The 17,954-nt window shown below is 65.6% G+C and carries 13 protein-coding genes (1 of these 13 cut by a window edge); 11 read left to right on the forward strand and 2 right to left on the reverse strand.

Translation table 11 applies throughout. The features are described 5' to 3' along the window. The 6 genes from ABT375_RS21525 to ABT375_RS21550 all read left to right on the forward strand — a co-directional run. On the forward strand, positions 1-2,921 hold the 3' portion of the coding sequence (locus ABT375_RS21525; RefSeq protein WP_416465180.1) for a glycosyltransferase. 457 nt of this gene lie to the left of the window's left edge; the window shows 2,921 of its 3,378 coding nt (coding positions 458-3,378); its start codon lies off the left edge, out of view; the stop codon is at positions 2,919-2,921. Continuing rightward, positions 2,918-3,649 (forward strand): AcvB/VirJ family lysyl-phosphatidylglycerol hydrolase, encoded by a 732-nt coding sequence (locus tag ABT375_RS21530; RefSeq protein ID WP_416465182.1) that lies wholly within the window; start codon positions 2,918-2,920, stop codon positions 3,647-3,649. The genes ABT375_RS21525 and ABT375_RS21530 overlap by 4 nt, the downstream gene beginning before the upstream one ends. Continuing rightward, positions 3,646-6,252 (forward strand): bifunctional lysylphosphatidylglycerol flippase/synthetase MprF, encoded by a 2,607-nt coding sequence (gene mprF / locus ABT375_RS21535; RefSeq protein WP_416465184.1) that lies wholly within the window; start codon positions 3,646-3,648, stop codon positions 6,250-6,252. Before ABT375_RS21530 ends, mprF begins: the two co-directional genes overlap by 4 nt. Before the next feature lie 8 nt (positions 6,253-6,260). Further along, positions 6,261-6,944, forward strand: a complete 684-nt coding sequence (locus tag ABT375_RS21540; protein WP_224550659.1) for a winged helix-turn-helix domain-containing protein — start codon at positions 6,261-6,263, stop codon at positions 6,942-6,944. Between the two features lie 2 nt (positions 6,945-6,946). Further along, the gene (locus ABT375_RS21545) at positions 6,947-8,320 is read left to right on the forward strand and encodes a sensor histidine kinase (RefSeq protein WP_416465186.1); all 1,374 of its coding nucleotides are present in this window, start codon (positions 6,947-6,949) and stop codon (positions 8,318-8,320) included. Between the two features lie 160 nt (positions 8,321-8,480). Further along, positions 8,481-9,056 (forward strand): hypothetical protein, encoded by a 576-nt coding sequence (locus ABT375_RS21550; protein WP_416465188.1) that lies wholly within the window; start codon positions 8,481-8,483, stop codon positions 9,054-9,056. Here the strand turns inward: ABT375_RS21550 and ABT375_RS21555 are convergent. Further along, a complete protein-coding gene (locus ABT375_RS21555) occupies positions 9,053-9,955 on the reverse strand; it encodes an SDR family NAD(P)-dependent oxidoreductase (RefSeq protein ID WP_416465190.1) in 903 nt (300 codons plus the stop codon). The genes ABT375_RS21550 and ABT375_RS21555 overlap by 4 nt on opposite strands. 133 nt (positions 9,956-10,088) lie before the next feature. Between ABT375_RS21555 and ABT375_RS21560 the strand changes: the two genes are divergently transcribed. Genes ABT375_RS21560 through ABT375_RS21580 form a run of 5 tightly spaced genes read left to right on the forward strand, consistent with a single transcriptional unit; the run spans position 10,089 to position 16,401 of the window. Next, a complete protein-coding gene (locus ABT375_RS21560) occupies positions 10,089-11,513 on the forward strand; it encodes an MFS transporter (protein ID WP_224550655.1) in 1,425 nt (474 codons plus the stop codon). A 37-nt stretch (positions 11,514-11,550) separates the two neighbouring features. Beyond that, entirely contained in the window at positions 11,551-12,309 is a 759-nt protein-coding gene (locus tag ABT375_RS21565; RefSeq protein ID WP_416465192.1) for a nuclear transport factor 2 family protein, read from the forward strand. 4 nt (positions 12,310-12,313) lie between these two features. After that, a complete protein-coding gene (locus ABT375_RS21570) occupies positions 12,314-13,741 on the forward strand; it encodes an NAD-dependent succinate-semialdehyde dehydrogenase (protein ID WP_416465194.1) in 1,428 nt (475 codons plus the stop codon). A gap of 3 nt (positions 13,742-13,744) precedes the next feature. Continuing rightward, positions 13,745-14,800: an amidohydrolase family protein gene (locus ABT375_RS21575; protein WP_416465196.1), complete on the forward strand. Its 1,056-nt coding sequence runs from the start codon at positions 13,745-13,747 to the stop codon at positions 14,798-14,800. Next, on the forward strand, positions 14,797-16,401 hold the full coding sequence (locus tag ABT375_RS21580; RefSeq protein ID WP_416465198.1) for an MFS transporter: 1,605 nt from the start codon (positions 14,797-14,799) through the stop codon (positions 16,399-16,401). Before ABT375_RS21575 ends, ABT375_RS21580 begins: the two co-directional genes overlap by 4 nt. Positions 16,402-16,480: 79 nt before the next feature. On the opposite strand, the gene ABT375_RS21585 is transcribed toward ABT375_RS21580, so the two are convergent. Beyond that, the gene (locus ABT375_RS21585; RefSeq protein WP_416465200.1) at positions 16,481-17,950 is read right to left on the reverse strand and encodes a carotenoid oxygenase family protein; all 1,470 of its coding nucleotides are present in this window, start codon (positions 17,948-17,950) and stop codon (positions 16,481-16,483) included. Positions 17,951-17,954: the final 4 nt, after the last annotated feature.

Raw genomic sequence — 17,954 nt, forward strand, 5'->3', positions numbered from 1 at the left:
TGCCGGTCGTCCAGAACGTCGACGACGGTACATGGGACAGCGCCGGGACGGCGGCGCTTCTGCACGATCATCACGCGCGCACGGCCTTCCTCGAGCATCTCATCCCGGCGTTGCGCGCAATGCATGCGGCCGGCGTCGTCTTCGATTTCGAGGCGCTGCCGGCGGGGGCGCAGGGCGACTATCTCGCATTCCTCCGTCAGGCGGCGTCCATCCTGCACGATCACCACCTGCTGCTGACGCTGACCGTCCCGGTCGATGACGCCGGCTGGAATCTGGCCCGCTATGGCCGGCTGGCCGACCGGCTATTCCTGATGGACTATGACCAGCATTATATCGGCGACACGGCCGGACCGATCGCCGCCCAGCCCTGGTTCGTGCAACGGCTCCACGCCGCGCTGAAAGTCGTTCCGGCCACCAAGACGATCGTCGCGATCGGCAATTATGCCTATGACTGGACCGATGGCGTGAAAAACGCCGACACGCTGTCGATCGAAGACGCCTGGCTTTCCGCGCATGACAGCGGTGCGGCGATCCGCTTCGATCCGGCGTCAGGCAATGCCAGCTTCGATTATCAGCAGGACGGGCAGGTCCACCATGTCTGGATGCTGGACGCCGCGAGCGGCTGGAATCAGGTCCGCGCGGCGCGGCTGGCGGGGACCGGAGGCGTCGCCCTGTGGCGGCTCGGATCGGAAGATCCCGGCTTCTGGGCCGCGCTCAAACAAGGCAAGGCCACGCCGCCCGCCGCAATGGGTCGGCTCACAAGCTTCAACTCGGTCGATGTCGAGGGCAATGGCGAGATATTGCGGATCGACGACGTGCCGACCATCGGCCATCGCACGATTGTCATGGGGTCGGGCCGCACCAGCGGCCTCATCACCAACGAGCATTTCGCCAGCCTGCCCACCCCCTATGTCATCCGCCGCACCGGCTATCGGCCGCATGAGGTCGCGCTGACCTTCGACGATGGTCCCGATCCGGTCTGGACGCCGCCGATCCTGGACATATTGCGCCAGGCCCATGTGCCCGCGACCTTCTTCGTCATCGGCGAAAATGCGATGATGCATCCCGGCCTGCTGCGGCAGATCGTCGCGCAGGGCAGCGAGATCGGCAATCACAGTTATACTCACCCCAATCTAGCGCAGGTCTGGGATCGGGGCGTATCGCTGGAACTCAACAGCACGCAGCGACTGGTCGAAGCCTATACCGGCCGGGCGATGCGCCTGTTCCGCGCGCCCTATTTCGGCGACGCGGAACCGACCACGGCGGACGAGATCGGCCCGGCGCTGGAGGCGCAGAAGGCGGGCTATCTCAATGTCGGCCTGCATGTCGATCCGGGCGACTGGACGCGGCCCGGCGCCGACGCCATCGTCGCGCGCACCGTCGCGCAGATCGAGGACGGCAGCGCAGACCGGTCGGCGCAGATCATCCTGCTCCACGACAGCGGCGGCGACCGGGCGCAGACCGTGGCGGCGCTGCCGCGCATCATCAAGGCGCTGTCGGCGCGCGGCTATCGCTTCGTGCCGGTGTCGGCGCTGGCCGGGCTGACGCCTGCGCAGGTGATGCCGCCCGTCCGTGGGGCTGATCTGGCCGCGGTGCGGGTGGATGTCGCCATATTCCTGGTGCTGGCGGCGATCGCGGTGACGCTCAAATGGCTGTTCTTCGCGGTCATCCTGTTCGGCATCGGCCGCGCGGTGATGCTGGCGGGGCTGGCGCTGGGCAGCCGGTCGCCGCGCAACCGGATCGCACCGCCGGCCATCCAGCCCGATATCTTCGTGTCCGTCATCATCCCCGCCTTCAACGAGGCCAAGGTGATCGAAACATCGGTGCGGCGCGTCCTGGCCAGCCAGCAGGTCGGGCTGGAGGTCATCGTGGTCGATGACGGGTCTACCGACGCGACCAGCCGCATTGTAGCCGACAGCTTCGCCGACGAGGCGCGCGTGCGCCTGCTCACCCTGACCAATGGCGGCAAGGCGGCGGCGCTGAATCGCGCGCTGGAAATCGCCCGCGCGCCGATCATCGTCGCGCTGGATGCAGATACCCAGTTCGAACCATCGACCATCGCCCGCCTCGCCCGCTGGTTCGCCGATCCGGCCATTGGCGCTGTGGCCGGCAATGCCATGGTCGGTAACCGCATCAACCTCGTCACCCGCTGGCAGGCGGTGGAATATGTGACGGCGCAAAATCTGGAGCGGCGCGCGCTCGCCCGTTTCGGTGCGATCACGGTCGTGCCGGGCGCGGTCGGCGCCTGGCGGCGATCGGCACTGGACGCCGTCGGCGGCTATCCGCTGGACACGCTGGCGGAGGATCAGGATCTGACCATCGCGGTGCAACGGGCCGGCTGGCGCATCGCCTACGACACCGAAGCCGTCGCCTGGACCGAGGCGCCCGAAAGCTTCGGCGCACTGTCCAAGCAGCGTTTCCGCTGGGCCTATGGCACGCTGCAATGCCTGTGGAAGCATCGCAGCATCTGGCGCGAGCGCAAGCCGGCAGGCCTCGCCTGGGTCGGCCTGCCCCAGGCCTGGCTGTTCCAGATCGGCTTCGCGCTGGTATCGCCGATCATCGACCTGGCGCTGGTGGTCAGCGCAATCGACACCGCGCTGCGCGTCCACCAGCATGGCTGGGCCCAGACCCAAAGCGACGTGCTGCGCATGGCGCTCTACTGGATCGCCTTCACCGCGATCGACGTCGCCTGCGGAGCCGTCGCCTATCGTCTAGAGCCGCGCGAGCAACGCTATCCGGCGCTTCTGCTGGTAGCGCAGCGCTTCATCTATCGGCAGATCATGTATAGCGTCGTCATACGCGCCGTCGCCACCGCCATATTGGGGCCATGGGTCGGATGGGGCAAGCTGGAGCGCAGCGGGCGAGTACAAACGACGAGCGCGCTGCCCCATGCCGACAGCGCATGGAGCCATGCGGCATGAGCCGGTCGACCGCCGCGCTTGCCGGCCTGACCTGCGCCCTGCTGCTGGCACTTTGGTATATTGGCTATATCGGCAACGCGGCGCTGTTCGACCTGATGCCTGCGAAAGGTGCGGTCGACCCGCGCCAGCCACGTGCGGTGGCGCTCTATTTGTCGGGCGACATGGGGTTTCACGCGGGGCTGGGACCGAATGTCGCAGAGCGGCTGACACGCCGGGGCATCCCCGTCGTCACCGAAAACAGCCTGCGCTTCTTTCGCACGCGCCGCACGCCCGAAGAAGCGGGCGCCATGATCGCCGAAGGATTGCGCCGCGCCATCGCCGTCGATCCGAAGGCGCGCCTGCTGCTGCTAGGCCAGTCCTTCGGCGCCGACATCATCGCGCCGTCGCTCCCCTACGTGCCCACCACGCTGCGTCGACGGATCGCGTTCATCGCCCTGATTGTGCCGGGAGCCACTCGCCAGTGGCGCGCCTCGCCATCCGAAATCTTCTCCTTCAACGAACCGGAAGAAGACGCGGCGACCGCCGCCCGGCGACTGAGTTGGGTGCCATTGCTGTGCATCCACGGCGCTGAGGAGGCGGCCAGCCTTTGCCCGGCCTTGCGCCAGTCCAATGTCACCCGACTGCAACTGCCCGGCGGCCATCCCCTTAATCATGACGCCGATGCCGTCAGCGCCGCTCTGTCAGGGGCGATCGGCCGAGCGATCGGCTGGCACGCCGCGGCACCATGACCCGCATCGCGCGGCCGGTCGGCGCCAGCCGATACCGACGGATCCTGGCCATCACCATGTTGCTGCTGGTGGCGGCGCTGGCATGTATCGCGCTCGATCATCTCTTTGCCGAAATCCGGTGGAGCGACGTCCGCGCCGCCTTCCAGGCCATTCCCCCGGTCGCGATCATCACGGCCGCGGTTTTGACCGGCCTCAGCTATCTCGCCCTCACCCTCTACGATCATCTGGCGCTGCGCATCATCGGCAGCGCCGTCGGCTGGCGCACGGCGGCGCTGGCGTCCTTCTGCAGCTATACGCTCAGCCATAATCTGGGTCTGGCGCTGGTCACCGGCGGATCGGCGCGGCTGCGCATCTATGGCGCGGCCGGCCTAGGTCCCGGCGACGTCGCCCGCATCATCGCGTCGGCCAGCTTCGCCTTCTGGGGCGGCGTTTTCACACTGACGGCCTTGGCCATGACGCTATACCCCGCCGGCCTCACCTTGGGCGGCTTCACCATCGACGCTCCGGTCCAGCGCGCCATCGGCGCTACGCTGCTCGGCGGCGCGATCCTGCTGCTGGCCGCGCTGCGATCCGCGACGCGGCCGGTCAATCTGTTCGGCTGGACATTGACGTTGCCCAGCCGGTCGCAGGCGCTGGCTCAGATCGGCATCGCCTGTATCGACCTGGCCTTCGCCAGCGCCGCGCTGTTCGTGCTTATCCCCCATCTGTCGCCCGCGCTCTATCCGGCCTTCTTCCTGGGCTATGCACTGGCGATCATCGTCGCGCTGATCAGCCATGTCCCCGGCGGCATCGGCATATTCGAAGGCGTGATCGTCGCCAGCCTGCCCCATGTCGACAGGCCGGTGCTGGTCGCCGCGCTCATCGCCTATCGCATCCTCTATTATCTGATCCCGCTGTTCGTCGCGGTCGTCCTGATCGCCGCGCATGAGCGGCGCGCCTGGCGACAGCCGCTGCGCAACGTCACGAGCGGCGCGCAGACCATAGCCCGGACGATCGCGCCCATCATGCTCGCCGCTTTGGTGGCGGTGGGCGGCGCCATCCTGCTCATTTCCGGCTCGCTGCCGGCGGTGCCGGGCCGCTTCCGCATGGTGGCCGGCATCATCCCCATGCCCTTCGTCGAAGCGTCGCATCTGGCCGCTAGCATGATCGGGGCGCTGCTGATCCTGCTGGCGTCGGGCCTGTACCGGCGGCTGGACGGCGCTTTCTGGCTTACCCGACTGCTGCTGGTCGCCGGCGCGATCTTCTCGCTCGCCAAGGGACTGGACTATGAAGAGGCAAGCATCCTGCTCGTCATCGCCGCCCTGTTGCAATGGAGCCATGCGGCCTTTTATCGCCGGACCAGCCTGACATCGGCCATATTGACCCCCGGATGGATTGCGACGCTGGGCCTCGCCGTCGGCCTGTCCATCTGGATCGGCTTCATCGCCTATCGCCATGTCGACTATCAAGGCGACCTGTGGTGGCAATTTGGACGCCATCGGGATGCATCCCGTTTCCTGCGTGCCGCGCTGGCGGCGGGCGTCGTGCTGGTCGGCGCGGCACTGTGGGCGCTACTGCGTCCCGCCCGCGATATATGGGACGAATCACCATCCGATCCGCCCGGCGACGCCGCGCTCTCCTTGGCTACCCGGACCGATGCTTTTCTGGCGCTGACCGGGGACAAGAAATTCCTGACATCGCCGTCGGGCAGCGCCTTCCTCATGTATCAGGTCCAGGGGCATAGCTGGATCGTCATGGGCGATCCGGTCGGCGACCCGGTGGAATGGCCCGATCTCCTCTGGCGGATGCGGGAACGGGCCGACGCGGCACAGGGCCGCCTGCTCCTCTATCAACTCAGCCTGGAATCCTTGCCGCTGGCGATCGACCTCGGCCTATCCATCGTCAAATATGGGGAGGAAGCGCGGATCGACCTGAACGGCTTCACCCTGGAAGGATCGCAGGCGCGCGCCCTGCGCCATGGCGTTCGCCGGACCGCGCGCGACGGCGCCCTGTTCGAGATCGTCGCGGCCGCCGACCTTCCCCCCCTGTTGCCCGCCCTGCGCGCCGTGTCCGACGACTGGCTCGCGGCGAAGGGCGCAACCGAAAAGAGCTTCAGCGTCGGCCGGTTCGACGACGCCTATATGACGCGCTTCGATTGCGCCCTCGTGCGTTGCGGCGGGCGGATCGTCGCTTTCGCCAATATCTGGGCGACGGCGGATGGCCGGGAATTGTCCGTCGACCTCATGCGCCACAGCGCCGACGCGCCGCCCGGCGTGATGGACTTCATCTTCACCAGCTTGCTGCTCTGGGGCCAGGACAAGGGCTATCACTGGTTCACCCTTGGCCTTGCGCCGCTGTCGGGGCTGGATGCGCGCCGCCTGTCCCCGCTCTGGGTCAAGGCGGCCGCCTTCCTCTATCGCCATGGCGACGCCTTCTATGGCTTTGGCGGATTGCGGGCCTATAAGGCGAAATTCGCGCCGATCTGGGAACCGCGCTTCATTGCCGGGCCGCAGGGCGTTTCGCTGGCGCGGGCGATGGTGGACCTGCAACGGCTGATCGGCGGCGGACGGGGCAGCATGGCCGCCCGGATGCGTAGCGCTGATCCGGCGGTGGCCGGGAAATGAGGACGGTCATGAGCTATAAGGTGCTGCTGGTCGAAGACGACGCGACCACCGCCGATTACATCGCCAAGGGACTGGTCGAGGAAGGCTTTACCGTCGATCGCGCCGACAATGGCCGCGACGGCCTGTTCCTGGCGACCGAAGCCGCGCATGACGCCATCATTCTGGACCGGATGCTGCCGGGCATGGACGGCATGGCGGTGCTCGCGGCGCTGCGCGCGGCCGGCATCGACACCCCGGTCATCATCCTGTCGGCGCTGGCGACCGCCGATGAACGGATCAAGGGGCTGACCGGCGGGTCGGACGATTATCTGGCCAAACCCTTCGCCTTCGCCGAACTGCTGGCGCGGTTGCGGATCATTCTGCGGCGCGGTGGTGGACAGGCGCCCGAAACGCGCCTGTCCTGCGGCGACCTGGACGTCGACCTCCTCTCTCGCAAGGTGAAGCGCGGCGCGCGCGTCATCGACCTGCAGCCGCGCGAGTTCCGCCTGCTCGACTATCTGCTGCGGCATCAGGGCGAGGTCGTCACCCGCACCATGTTGCTGGAAGGCGTATGGGATTATCATTTCGATCCCGGCACAAATGTCATCGACGTGCATATCAGCCGGCTGCGGCGCAAGGTCGACGAGGATGGCGAGCCTCCGCTGATCCACACGATCCGCGGCGCAGGCTATCGCCTGAGCGAACAGGGGTGACGATGCGCTGGCGCCAGAGCGTCATCTGGCGATTCGCCGCGCTCGTCTTCCTGATGCAGATCGCCTGCGTGCTGGTCGCGCTCTGGGCCGTGCATCAATTCACCAGCCGTTCGGTGGACGAAGCCAGCCGAGCGGTCGCGGTGAACCTGCGCGATGATATCGCCGCCACCTATGCAGCGGCTGGCCTGCAAGCGGCTGGCGCCACGGTGCATAGCCGCATGATGGCCGACCCGGACGGCAGCTCGATCATGTTGCTGATCGGGCCGAATGGCCAGCGCATCGCCGGTAACATCCCAGGCTGGCCAGCCGACATCGGTCCCTCGGAAAGCTGGCGCCAGCTCGACCTGCTGCGCATCGGCCAGAAGAACCGCGATCCCCAGAGTATCGGCATCGTCAGCACGCAATTCCCGGACGGAACGCGATTGCTGACCGGCCATGTCGTGGAAAACGACCTGCGCTTCGGCGGCTACCTGGAAGCGGCGCTAATCGGCGCCATCCTCCTCGCCATGCCCTTGGCGGCGGGCGCCGCCTTCTTCTCCGCCGCCATCATCCGGGGCCGGCTGCGATCGGTCATCGATACCGCTGCGGCGGTCGGCACGGGCGACATCAAGCGCCGCATCCTGCTGAGCGGCAGCGGCGACATGTTCGATGCGCTGGGCGACGAGATCAACGCGATGCTGGACCGCATCACCGCGCTGGTGGATGAAATGCGGCTGGTGACGGACGGCCTGGCCCATGACCTTCGTTCTCCCCTTACCCGGCTGCGCGCCGTGCTGGAGAGCGCCTTGCGCCAGAGCCGGGACGAGGAATTGATCGCAGCGCTGGAAAAGGCGCTGGACGAAGGCGACACGCTGTTGCGGATGCTGGATGCCGCGCTGTTGATCAGCCGGGCCGAAGCGGGGATCGGCCGCGACAATTTCTCGGCGGTCGACGTCGCGGCGCTACTGGACGATTTCCAGGATATGTATGACGCGCTGGCCGAGGACAAAGGCGTGACCATCAGCGTCGATGCGCCGCCCGGCCTGCATATCCGGTCGCATCGCGAGATATTCGGTCAGGTGCTGTCGAACCTGATCGACAATGCGCTCAAATATGGCGGCGATCGCATCCTGCTGTCCGCCTGGCGGGATGGCCCGTCGATCTGCGTCGCCGTGGCGGATAACGGCCCGGGCATCGCCGAAGAAAGACGGATCGAGGCGCTGCGCCGTTTCGCCCGCCTGGATGCGTCGCGCCATATCACGGGCGCCGGTCTGGGCCTCTCGCTGGCGGCGGCCGTCGCTCATCTCCATGACGGCACCTTGACCTTGAGCGATGCGGGACCCGGATTGCGCGTGACTCTGATCCTGCCCGTCGAGGACGAGCAGCATTCGCCTTAAGGGATCTGATCGGGATCGCGCCCGCCGGGGCATGCCTGCACCCTTCGGTAAAGTTTCTGCCGTGACACTTTACCGAAGGGCAAAGTGTCACGGGCGACAAAATGCGACTCGCCGAAAAAAGCGGATTCACAAGCGACTCGCTCTGTGCTTGATTCACGATATGTTTCATTCAGCCCTTCCGTCCCGCATCCCCGGCGGCAGCGATCTTTCGCTGTTGCTCGACCAGCTCTCCCATTGCTGCTCGCGGCCGCGATACGCCTTCATGCTGCTGACGCTGATCGCGGACGTGGCCCGACCGGACGGCAGCGCAGGGCCGGAGGTCCGGGTGGGCGACGGGCTGGTCCCGCTACGTGACTGGCTATGCGATGCGCTGACGCCGATGGGCCACCGCGATCCACGCCGCATGGCGCTGGTGGAGCGGGTGCGCGACGAGTTGCGCAAGGACATGAAGTTGACCGGCGACACCCTGACTGACGATGTGCAGGTGCAGGAAGAAGTGCGCAACCGCGTGCGCGCGTCGGGCAAGACCAATCTCAGCCGGGCCGCGTCGGAACTGGTCAAGGCCGGCCTGCTCAAGCGCCATTATCAGGGCTATCGCGTCGATCATCTCAATCGCGGCGCACAGCGCCAAGCGGTATATACGCTCACCGGCCGCGCCCGCGTGCTCATCGGTACGCCGGCCGCGCCACGACGACTGGCCGCCCCACCCCGGCAGGGCGACCTGTTCGCCCATTAAGCGCGTTCGCGCGCCTCGCGCCGGGCCTTGGCATAATTGTCACGACGCATCTTTTCGAAGCCAGTGCGCTGGGCGAAGCCGGCATCTTCGGGATAGTCGCGGAAATCGGCGAGTATCTCGTCAAACACCGTTGCCAGTTCGTCGCGAAATTCGGGATGGGGGAAGATGTGGAAACGGTTCTCTCGTACTGCTTCCAATGTGCGCGCGGCGATGACGTCCGGCTCCATGCCGAACTGGTGCAACTGTTCCAGCCGCCCGACGGCCGCGCTGTCCACTGGCTTCGCACCACCGCTGAGCGCGGACGGCCGCACTTCGTCGCTCGCATAGATATGACTCTTCACCAGGCCGGGGCAAAGTACGGACACGCCGATGCCGTGCGGCGCCAGGCTGTAGCGCAGGGATTCGCTCATCCCGCGCACCGCGAATTTGGTGGTGTTGTAAATGCCGGGGGCGCCGCCGCACAGGAAACTCGCCATCGACGCCGTATTGACGATATGACCGCCCTGTCCCAGCGTCTTTATCCGCGGCGCAAAGGTCATCACGCCGTTGACGACGCCGTGCAGATTGACGCCCATCACCCAGTCCCAATCGTCATAACTGGACTCGTCGATGGTCTGGAACAGGTTGATGCCGGCATTGTTGAAGACCAGGCTGACCGGCCCCAGCGCCTTCTCCGCCCTGTCGGCCGCCTCGGCGAAACCTGTCCGCGATGCGACATCGAGTTGGACAGCTATGACGCTCTGATTATCGAGCGTCTTGACCGCGGCGGCCAGCGCATCTTCTCTTATGTCGGCGATCGCGACCTTGCACCCTTGCGCCAGCAGGGCGCGGGCCAGACCCAGACCGATGCCGTTGGCGCCGCCAGTCACGAAGGCGGTGCGTCCTGCAAATTCGAGCATCCCATTCTCCCATGACGATCTTTGTAACGAACGTGTATTTTTCTCTCGCCATAATCGTATAGTTCACTTACAAATTCGCCAAGCCGAAATTTCATCCCTGTGAACAAAGGGAGAAGTGGAGAGGAGAAGGCCCATGGCCCTGGCACCCGCGCCGATTGCGACCGATACATTATGGGATGCGGAAGAGGCCGCATCGCCGGATGCCGCCGCATCCGCGCGCCCGCCCCATGCGATGGGTGCCGCCTATTGGGCGCTGTTCGTCATCATCCTGGCGACGTTCGTCACCTTCTTCGAACAGGTGGTGTTCGCCATGTTGGCGGAGCGGATCAAGGCGGATTTCGGCCTGTCCGATTCGCAGCTCGGCTTCCTAGCCGGACCCGCCAGCATCATCTGCTATCTGTTCGTCGGCATCCCGCTGGCGCGCCTGGCCGACATCTTCCCGCGCAAGTTCGTGCTGGCGGGAGGATGCGCGGCGCTAGGCATCATCACTTCATTAGGCGGCATCGCGCAGAGTTTCGGCCAGTTCGTCGGCACCCGCGTCTTTCTGGCTGCAGGCGGATCGGCCCATGCGCCGTCCTCCTATTCGCTGCTGGCCGACGCCTTCCCGCCGCGCATCCTGACCCGCGCCTTCGCCCTGCTGCAATTCGGCTTCATCGGCGGCACCACACTCGGCCCGGTAATCGGAGGCATGTTGATCTCCCATGCGGTGGGATGGCCGCCAACCCAGCATGGCGGCCTTACCATATTGGGCTGGCAATGGCTGATGATCTGGCTGGGCCTGCCCGCCCTGTTCGTCGCCCTCCTGTTCCTGACAGTGAAGGAACCGCCGCGCCATGCGCCCGCCCCCGACTCCATCACGCCGCCCGTTCAAGCCTCGCTGGGCCGCCGCATCCTGACCTTCACCGGCTTGGACGCCGCCAGGGCGATCCATGCCAAGCGCCGCGTCTATTATCCGCTGTTCGCCGGGCTGGCGCTGAGCGCGATCGAGGTGTTCGGCCTGCAATTCTGGCGTGTCCCCTTCATGATCCGCACCTATGGCTGGAACGAGGCGCAGATCGGCGCGGTGATGGGATCGATGACCCTGGTCGCGTCGCTCACCGGCCTGCTGCTGGGCGGCATCTTCGTCGAATGGCTGGCCAAGCGCCATGCCGACGCCAATGTCCGCGCCGCCGCCATCTTCTTCGGCTGCGTCACCATCTGCGCCATCCTCGCGCCCTTGATGCCCAATGGCTATGCGTCGCTGGCCGTATCCAGCATCGGCGCGATGTTCGGCATGGCCGGGGCCGTCCCGCAAAATGCCGCGATCCAGCGCGTTGCGCCCAATGCGATGCGGGGCCAAGTGACGGCGATCTACCTCTTCATGTTCACCTTCTTCGGCGCGATGGGCAGCTTCCTGGTGGGCCTGGTGCAGGACTATATCGTCGGCGATCCCAGCCAGCTCTGGAAGTCGCTGGTGATGACCGCGGGCGTGCTGCTGCCGATCGCGACGTTCTGCATGATCCGCGCCATCCGTCCCTATCGCGAGGAAGTGGAGCGACTGGCTGCGGAAGCCGTTTAATCTGTAAGTATTACATACAATGATAGGAGAGCAAATTATGTCCGACACCGACCGTATCGCCCGCCTGGAACAGAGCGTCGCCGACCTTGGCACCCGCCTGCAACGGCGCGAGGATGAGCTGGACGTGCGCAAATTGCAGCATCTCTACGGCTACCTGATCGACAAATGCCTCTATAACGAAACCGCCGACCTGTTCACCGAGGATGGCGAAGTGCGCTTCTTCGGCGGCGTCTGGCGCGGCCAGGCAGGTATTCGCCGCCTCTATGTCGAACGCTTCCAGGCGCGCTTCACCCATGGCACCAACGGTCCGATCGATGGCTTCCTGCTCGACCATCCGCAATTGCAGGATATCGTCGACATCGATGCCGACGGCGTCACGGCCCATGCCCGCGCCCGGTCGATGATGCAGGCTGGCCGGCACAAGGATTATACCGACCCCTCCAACCCGATGCTTGGCGCGCGCCAATGGTGGGAGGGCGGCATCTACGAAAATACCTACAAAAAGGTGGACGGCATCTGGCGCATCCAGATCCTGAACTACATGCCGCAATGGCATGCCGATTTCGACCAGGGTTGGGCCAATACGCCAGCCGAATATGTGCCTTTCCCCAAGATCACCTATCCCGAAGACCCGACCGGGCCGGACGCGCTGATCGAGGATCACTGGCTGTGGCCGACGCACAAGCTGGTGCCGTTCCACATGGTGCATCCGGTGACGGGCAAGGAAATCGTCGCCGAACGCTGGCAGGGCGATATCGACCGCGAACGGGCCGCGCGCGAAGCGGTGAGCGCCTGAACCCATGGCCTATCCCGACCTCTATCTGATGATCGATGGCCAGCGGCTGTCGGGCGGCGGGCGACGGACCCACAAGGTCGTCAACCCCGCCACCGGCGAGGCGATCGCGGACCTGCCGCTGGCCGATGCGGCGGACCTCGACGCGGCGCTGGCGGCGGCGCAGCGCGGCTTCCATCGTTGGCGCGATTCGACGCCCCATGAGCGGGCGGCCGTGCTGCAAGGCGCGGCCCGGCTGATGGTCGAGCGGCAGGAGGCACTGGCCCGCGTCGCCACGCTGGAGCAGGGCAAGACGCTGGCCGAAGCACGCATCGAAGTGATGATGAATGTCGGCCTGTTCAACTTTTACGCCGGCGAAGTCTTTCGTCTCTACGGCCGGGCGCTGGTACGTCCGGCCGGGCAGCGATCGACCGTTACCAAGGAGCCGGTCGGTCCGGTCGCCGCCTTCGCGCCATGGAATTTCCCGCTCGGCAATCCCGGCCGCAAGCTCGGTGCGCCGATCGCGGCGGGATGTTCGGTCATCCTGAAGGCGGCGGAGGAAACGCCTGCGTCCGCGCTGGGGGTGCTGCAATGCCTGCTCGACGCAGGGCTGCCCGGCGATGTGGCGCAGGCGGTGTTCGGGGTGCCCGACGAAGTGTCGCGCCATTTGCTCGGCTCCCCCATCATCCGCAAGATGAGCTTCACCGGCTCCACCGTCGTCGGCAAGCATCTGGCGAAATTGGCGGCGGAGGATTGCAAGCGCACGACGATGGAGCTGGGCGGCCATGGCCCGGTGCTGATCTTCGCCGATGCCGATATCGACAAGGCGCTCGATACGGTGGTGGCGGGCAAATATCGCAATGCCGGGCAGGTGTGCGTATCGCCGACGCGCTTCATCGTGGAGGCGGGCGTGCATGATCGCTTCCTTGCCGGCTTTGTCGAGCGCGCGCAAAAGGTGACGGTCGGCGACGGCGCGGCGGCCGGCAGCGTCATGGGACCGATGGCCAACGCCCGGCGTCTCGACGCGATGGACCGATTGATCGGCGATGCGGTGGCCAAGGGCGCGCGCCTCGAAACCGGCGGCGAACGGATCGGCAATGCCGGCTATTATTTCGCGCCGACCGTGCTGACGGCCACGCCGCTGGACGCCGCCATCATGAATGAGGAGCCGTTCGGCCCCGTCGCCCTCATCAACGCCTATGCCGATGAAGCCGCGATGATCGTGGAGGCCAATCGCCTGCCCTATGGCCTCGCCGCCTATGCCTGGACCAGCGATGCCGCGCGCCAGCGCCGGGTTGGGCGGCAGATCGACGCCGGGATGGTTGGCATCAACACGGCGATGATCGGCGGGTCGGATTCGCCGTTCGGCGGGGTCAAATGGTCAGGTCACGGCGCGGAAGACGGTCCGGAAGGAATCGACGCCTGCCTCGTCACAAAAGCCATTCACGAAGGATAAGCCATGACGCATGAACTGAAGACGGGCGGCGACCGCGGCTATCTGCGCATCGCGACGGAGGAAGCCTTCGCCACGCGCGAACAGGTCGACGCTTATCTGCGCATGTTGCGCGACGGAACGGCCGACCGGGGCATGGTGTCGCTGTGGGGCTTTTACGGCCAGTCGCCGTCGCAGCGCGCGACCCAGATCATCGATCGGCTGCTCGACCTGGGCGACCAGCGATTGGCGGATATGGACGCGACCGGGATCGACGTCGCGATATTGTCGCTGACCTCGCCGGGCGTGCAACCACTGCTGGACGTCAACGAGGCCAAGGCGATGGTCGCCCGCGCCAACGATCATCTTGCCGAGCGTTGCGCCGCCCATCCCACCCGCTTCGTGGGCATGACGTCGATCGCACCGCAGGATCCGGACTGGTCCGCCGCCGAAATCCGGCGGGGCGCTGGCGATCTGGGGTTCAAGGGGGTGATGGTCAACAGCCATACCCAGGGCGAATATCTGGACGATGCCAAGTTCGACCCGATCTTCCGCGCGCTCGCCGATACCGGCCAGCCGCTCTATATCCATCCTTCGACCCCGCCCGACGCGATGATCGGGCCGATGCTGGACGCCGGGCTGGACGGCGCGATCTTCGGCTTTGGCGTGGAGACGGGGATGCACCTGTTGCGGCTCATCACCATCGGTATTTTCGATCGCTATCCCGACCTGCAGATCATCGTCGGCCATATGGGCGAGGCGCTTCCCTATTGGCTCTACCGGCTCGACTATATGCATCAGGCGGGCGTGCGATCGCAGCGTTATGAGCGGATGAAGCCGCTCAACAAATCGATCCACGACTATATGCGGTCGAACGTCTGCGTTACCACCAGCGGCATGGCCTGGGAGCCGGCGATCACATTCGCGCAAAAGGTGTTGGGCGAAGACAGGGTCATGTATGCGATGGACTATCCCTACCAATATGTGGCGGATGAAGTGCGCACCCATGACCTGCTGGACATGTCCGACGAGGCCAGGCGCAAGCTGATGCAGACCAATGCCGAACGCGTGTTCGCCCTGTGACGATCAAGGCCCCTTCGCGCGCCACGGCCTATTATGCGCTGGCGCTGGTAGCGGGGACCAATCTCGTCAGCCTGCTCGACCGCAATATCCTCGCCATCCTCGCCCCCGCGATCAAGGCGGACCTGAAGATTGGCGACGCGGAAATGGGGCTGCTCTACGGCACCGTCTTCGCGCTCTTCTACGCGCTGTTCTCGCTGCCGCTGGGGCGACTGGCGGACGGGTGGGTCAGGACGAAGCTGCTGGCGATCACGATCGGCTTCTGGTCGCTCGCCACCGGCGGGGCGGCTTTGGCGACCGGCTTCTTCACGCTGATGCTGTCGCGCCTGTGCGTCGGCATCGGCGAAGCGGCGTCGCAGCCGGCCGGCACCAGCCTGACCTATGATTATTTCCCGCGCGAAAAGCGCGGGATGGTGATGGCGGTGATGGCCGCCGCGATCGCCGTCGGGCTGGGCGGATCGCTCATCATCGGCGGCATGGCAGCGCAATGGTGGGATGCGCGCTATGCGGCGGGCACGGCACCGCTCGGTCTGAGAGGCTGGCAATTCGCCTTCGCCGTCGCGGCGACGCCCGGCTTCCTCATCGCTTTCCTGATGAGCCGCCTGCCCGAACCGCAGCGCGGCGTCATGGACGGCATCCCGACCGCCCATGATCCCCACCCCTTCCGCGCCAGCCTGAACGTGCTGGGTGCCGTGACGCCGGGCTTTCATTGGCTCAGTCTGGCGCGCACGCGGGCGACGACCCGCGACTGGACGCTCAATATCGGCCTGCTGGCGCTGATCATATTGGCCGTGCTGTTGGCGATCCACTGGTCGGAATCCTTTTCGCCCCGTCCCCCCTTGCTGCTCGGCGGCGTGGCGATCAGCCCCCATGTCGTGCAATGGAGCGTGATCGGCTTTGGCGCCTTCGTCATCGCCAACCTGCTGCAAAATCTCAAGGGCCGCGATCCGGTCGCCTTCGCGCTCATCACCCGCAATCCCTCGCTGCTGCTGTGCATCGCGGCGGGGGCGTTGCAGAGCGTCATCAACTATGGCGTGATGGGCTTTACGCCCTCCTTCCTGATGAAAGGCTATGGCCTGTCGCCGGCCGACACCGGGTTGCAATTCGGCCTGCTGTCCGCCGGGCTGGGCGTCGTCGGGCCGCTGATCGCCGGGCCATTGTCCGACCGGATCGGCGCGCATCGCCTGTCGCGCCGGGTATGGGTCGCGCTGTTCGCCATGGGCCTGTCGCCGCTCTTGGCGCTCTGGGTCTATCGCGCCCCGGACGCTGGCGACTTCTACCTGCGCTTCACCCTCTACAGCCTGATCCTGACCATGTGGATGCCGCCGCTCTATGCGGTATTGTTCGAACAGGTGTTGCCGCGGATGCGCGGGCTGACCGTCAGCCTCTATATCGTCGTGTCGACCATATTCGGCCTGGGCATCGGTCCCTATGCCGTGGGGATGATCAGCGATGCGCGCGGCGGCGACCTGGGCGGGGCGATCCTGTCGATCAACTGGGTCGCGCCGCCGCTGGTGCTGATCCTGCTGGTGCTGCTGTGGCGGGTCGAACGCGACCATGCCAGCCTGCTCCCCCGCGCCCGCGCTGCAGGGGAGCAAGTATAGGTTTCTGGCTTTACGCGATTTCCGAGTCGTCAGATGATTGGCTTCGCCAAACTGCGTTTCCATCTGACCAGAAATCGCTCTAGGCCGCCAGCCCGATCTGGTCGGCCGTCGCCCAATTGCCGTGCAGGCCAAACCGCAATCTTATCGGGATACGGATTTCCGCAATCGGTCCCTTGGCGATGTCCAGCGCGTCGAACAGCAGAAGATCGCTGCGATGCTCCTCCAGCCGGTTGCACACCTGCACGATCCAGCCGTCGCCTTCCGCAGCATCGGGGCTGCGCGGGATGAAGCAGGGTTCCTGCAATGACGACAGCGGCCCGCACCACCATGTCTGCTCCGCGCCGGTCCGGTGATCGATCAGGCCCAGCGTGTTCATCAGCATCCCCGACGGACTGCCGCCCTTCAGTTCCACCGGCCTGGTCGGGTCGATCACCAGCAACCAGCCATAGCGATAGGGCAGGCCGGTCTGACGATCGTCGATCCGGGGAAATTCGCCCATCATATTGGTCAACCGCTGCACGCTGGCGAAATCCTCGCCGTTGGAGGCCATGTCGACGGTCCAGCGGGTCAGGAAACTCGCCGATTCCGGCCCGTTGAACGGAGCGCCATGGATGTCGGGAAAGAAGGGGAACATATTGTTCTTCGCTTCGGGCGTGTCGAAATGAATTTTCGTGCCCTCCTGAAAGGCGTTCATGACATGGCTGGCGAAGCAATTGTCGCGCTTGAACCAGCGTATGTCCGCCGCGGTCGCATCGGCCCGGCGCGGCAGCACGCCCAGATAGACCGGCAGCGTGGTGTCGAAACCGAAATGCGGCAGCCCCTGCTCCAGCCGTTCCCAGTTGGACGTGCTGGGCACGACATGGAACAGCGCATAATCGGGCGTGATCGCGAAGTCGTGCATCATCGCATAATAAGGGAGTTCGAACCACAGTTCCTGCTTCAACACCCCGTCCGGCGACACGACATAATAAGTCATGTCGCGCGTCAGCACCCCCTTGGCCGCATAGCCAAAGGCGATCATGTCGCCGGTTGCAGGGTCTATCTTAGGATGGGCGGTGAAGGTCTGCCCGGTCATCGCGCCGTCGAACCATGTATAGCCGTCCGTCTCCAGCGTCGCCGGGTCCATCACCAACGCCGGGCTATCTTCTTTCAGCGCATAGAGTTTCCCGCCATGGATGAAAGCGGTGGTGTTGGCGGTGCCGCGTATCTTGCCTTCGACCGCCGGATCGTCGGTCAGCGGGTTACGATAGGCGCCAAACAGCGCCTTGCCCGCTTCATGCTCCAGCTTCCATTTGTCGGTCTTCGCCCAGCGCTGGCGGAAATCGACCTGGCCGTCATGAAAGCGGAACATGGTGATCATGCCATCGCCGTTGAAGGCGATGTCGTCGCCCAGCCGGGGCGGAAATTGCGGATCGGGTTGCACCCGGTAGAAGGCGCCGTCCAGTTCGGGCGGCACCGTCCCCTTTACATCCAGATCGGCGATGTCCGCCTCGATCCGCGAGGGCGTGTTGAAACCCGTGAAAGACGCTGTGTCCGGAAAATGCGCCACGTCT

Origin of the sequence: Sphingomonas sp. VDB2, from assembly GCF_047946695.1 — a bacterium.
GTDB classification, from domain to species: Bacteria; Pseudomonadota; Alphaproteobacteria; order Sphingomonadales; family Sphingomonadaceae; genus Sphingobium; species Sphingobium bisphenolicum.

Excerpts from the sequence above, each read along its gene's own strand:
- ABT375_RS21540 (WP_224550659.1), top strand. The coding sequence starts at position 6,261 with ATGAGCTATAAGGTGCTGCTGGTCGAAGACGACGCGACCACCGCCGAT.
- ABT375_RS21575 (WP_416465196.1), top strand. The coding sequence starts at position 13,745 with ATGACGCATGAACTGAAGACGGGCGGCGACCGCGGCTATCTGCGCATC.
- ABT375_RS21555 (WP_416465190.1), bottom strand. The coding sequence starts at position 9,955 with ATGCTCGAATTTGCAGGACGCACCGCCTTCGTGACTGGCGGCGCCAAC.
- ABT375_RS21530 (WP_416465182.1), top strand. The coding sequence starts at position 2,918 with ATGAGCCGGTCGACCGCCGCGCTTGCCGGCCTGACCTGCGCCCTGCTG.
- ABT375_RS21570 (WP_416465194.1), top strand. The coding sequence starts at position 12,314 with ATGGCCTATCCCGACCTCTATCTGATGATCGATGGCCAGCGGCTGTCG.
- ABT375_RS21560 (WP_224550655.1), top strand. The coding sequence starts at position 10,089 with ATGGCCCTGGCACCCGCGCCGATTGCGACCGATACATTATGGGATGCG.
- ABT375_RS21545 (WP_416465186.1), top strand. The coding sequence starts at position 6,947 with ATGCGCTGGCGCCAGAGCGTCATCTGGCGATTCGCCGCGCTCGTCTTC.
- mprF (WP_416465184.1), top strand. The coding sequence starts at position 3,646 with ATGACCCGCATCGCGCGGCCGGTCGGCGCCAGCCGATACCGACGGATC.
- ABT375_RS21565 (WP_416465192.1), top strand. The coding sequence starts at position 11,551 with ATGTCCGACACCGACCGTATCGCCCGCCTGGAACAGAGCGTCGCCGAC.
- ABT375_RS21550 (WP_416465188.1), top strand. The coding sequence starts at position 8,481 with ATGTTTCATTCAGCCCTTCCGTCCCGCATCCCCGGCGGCAGCGATCTT.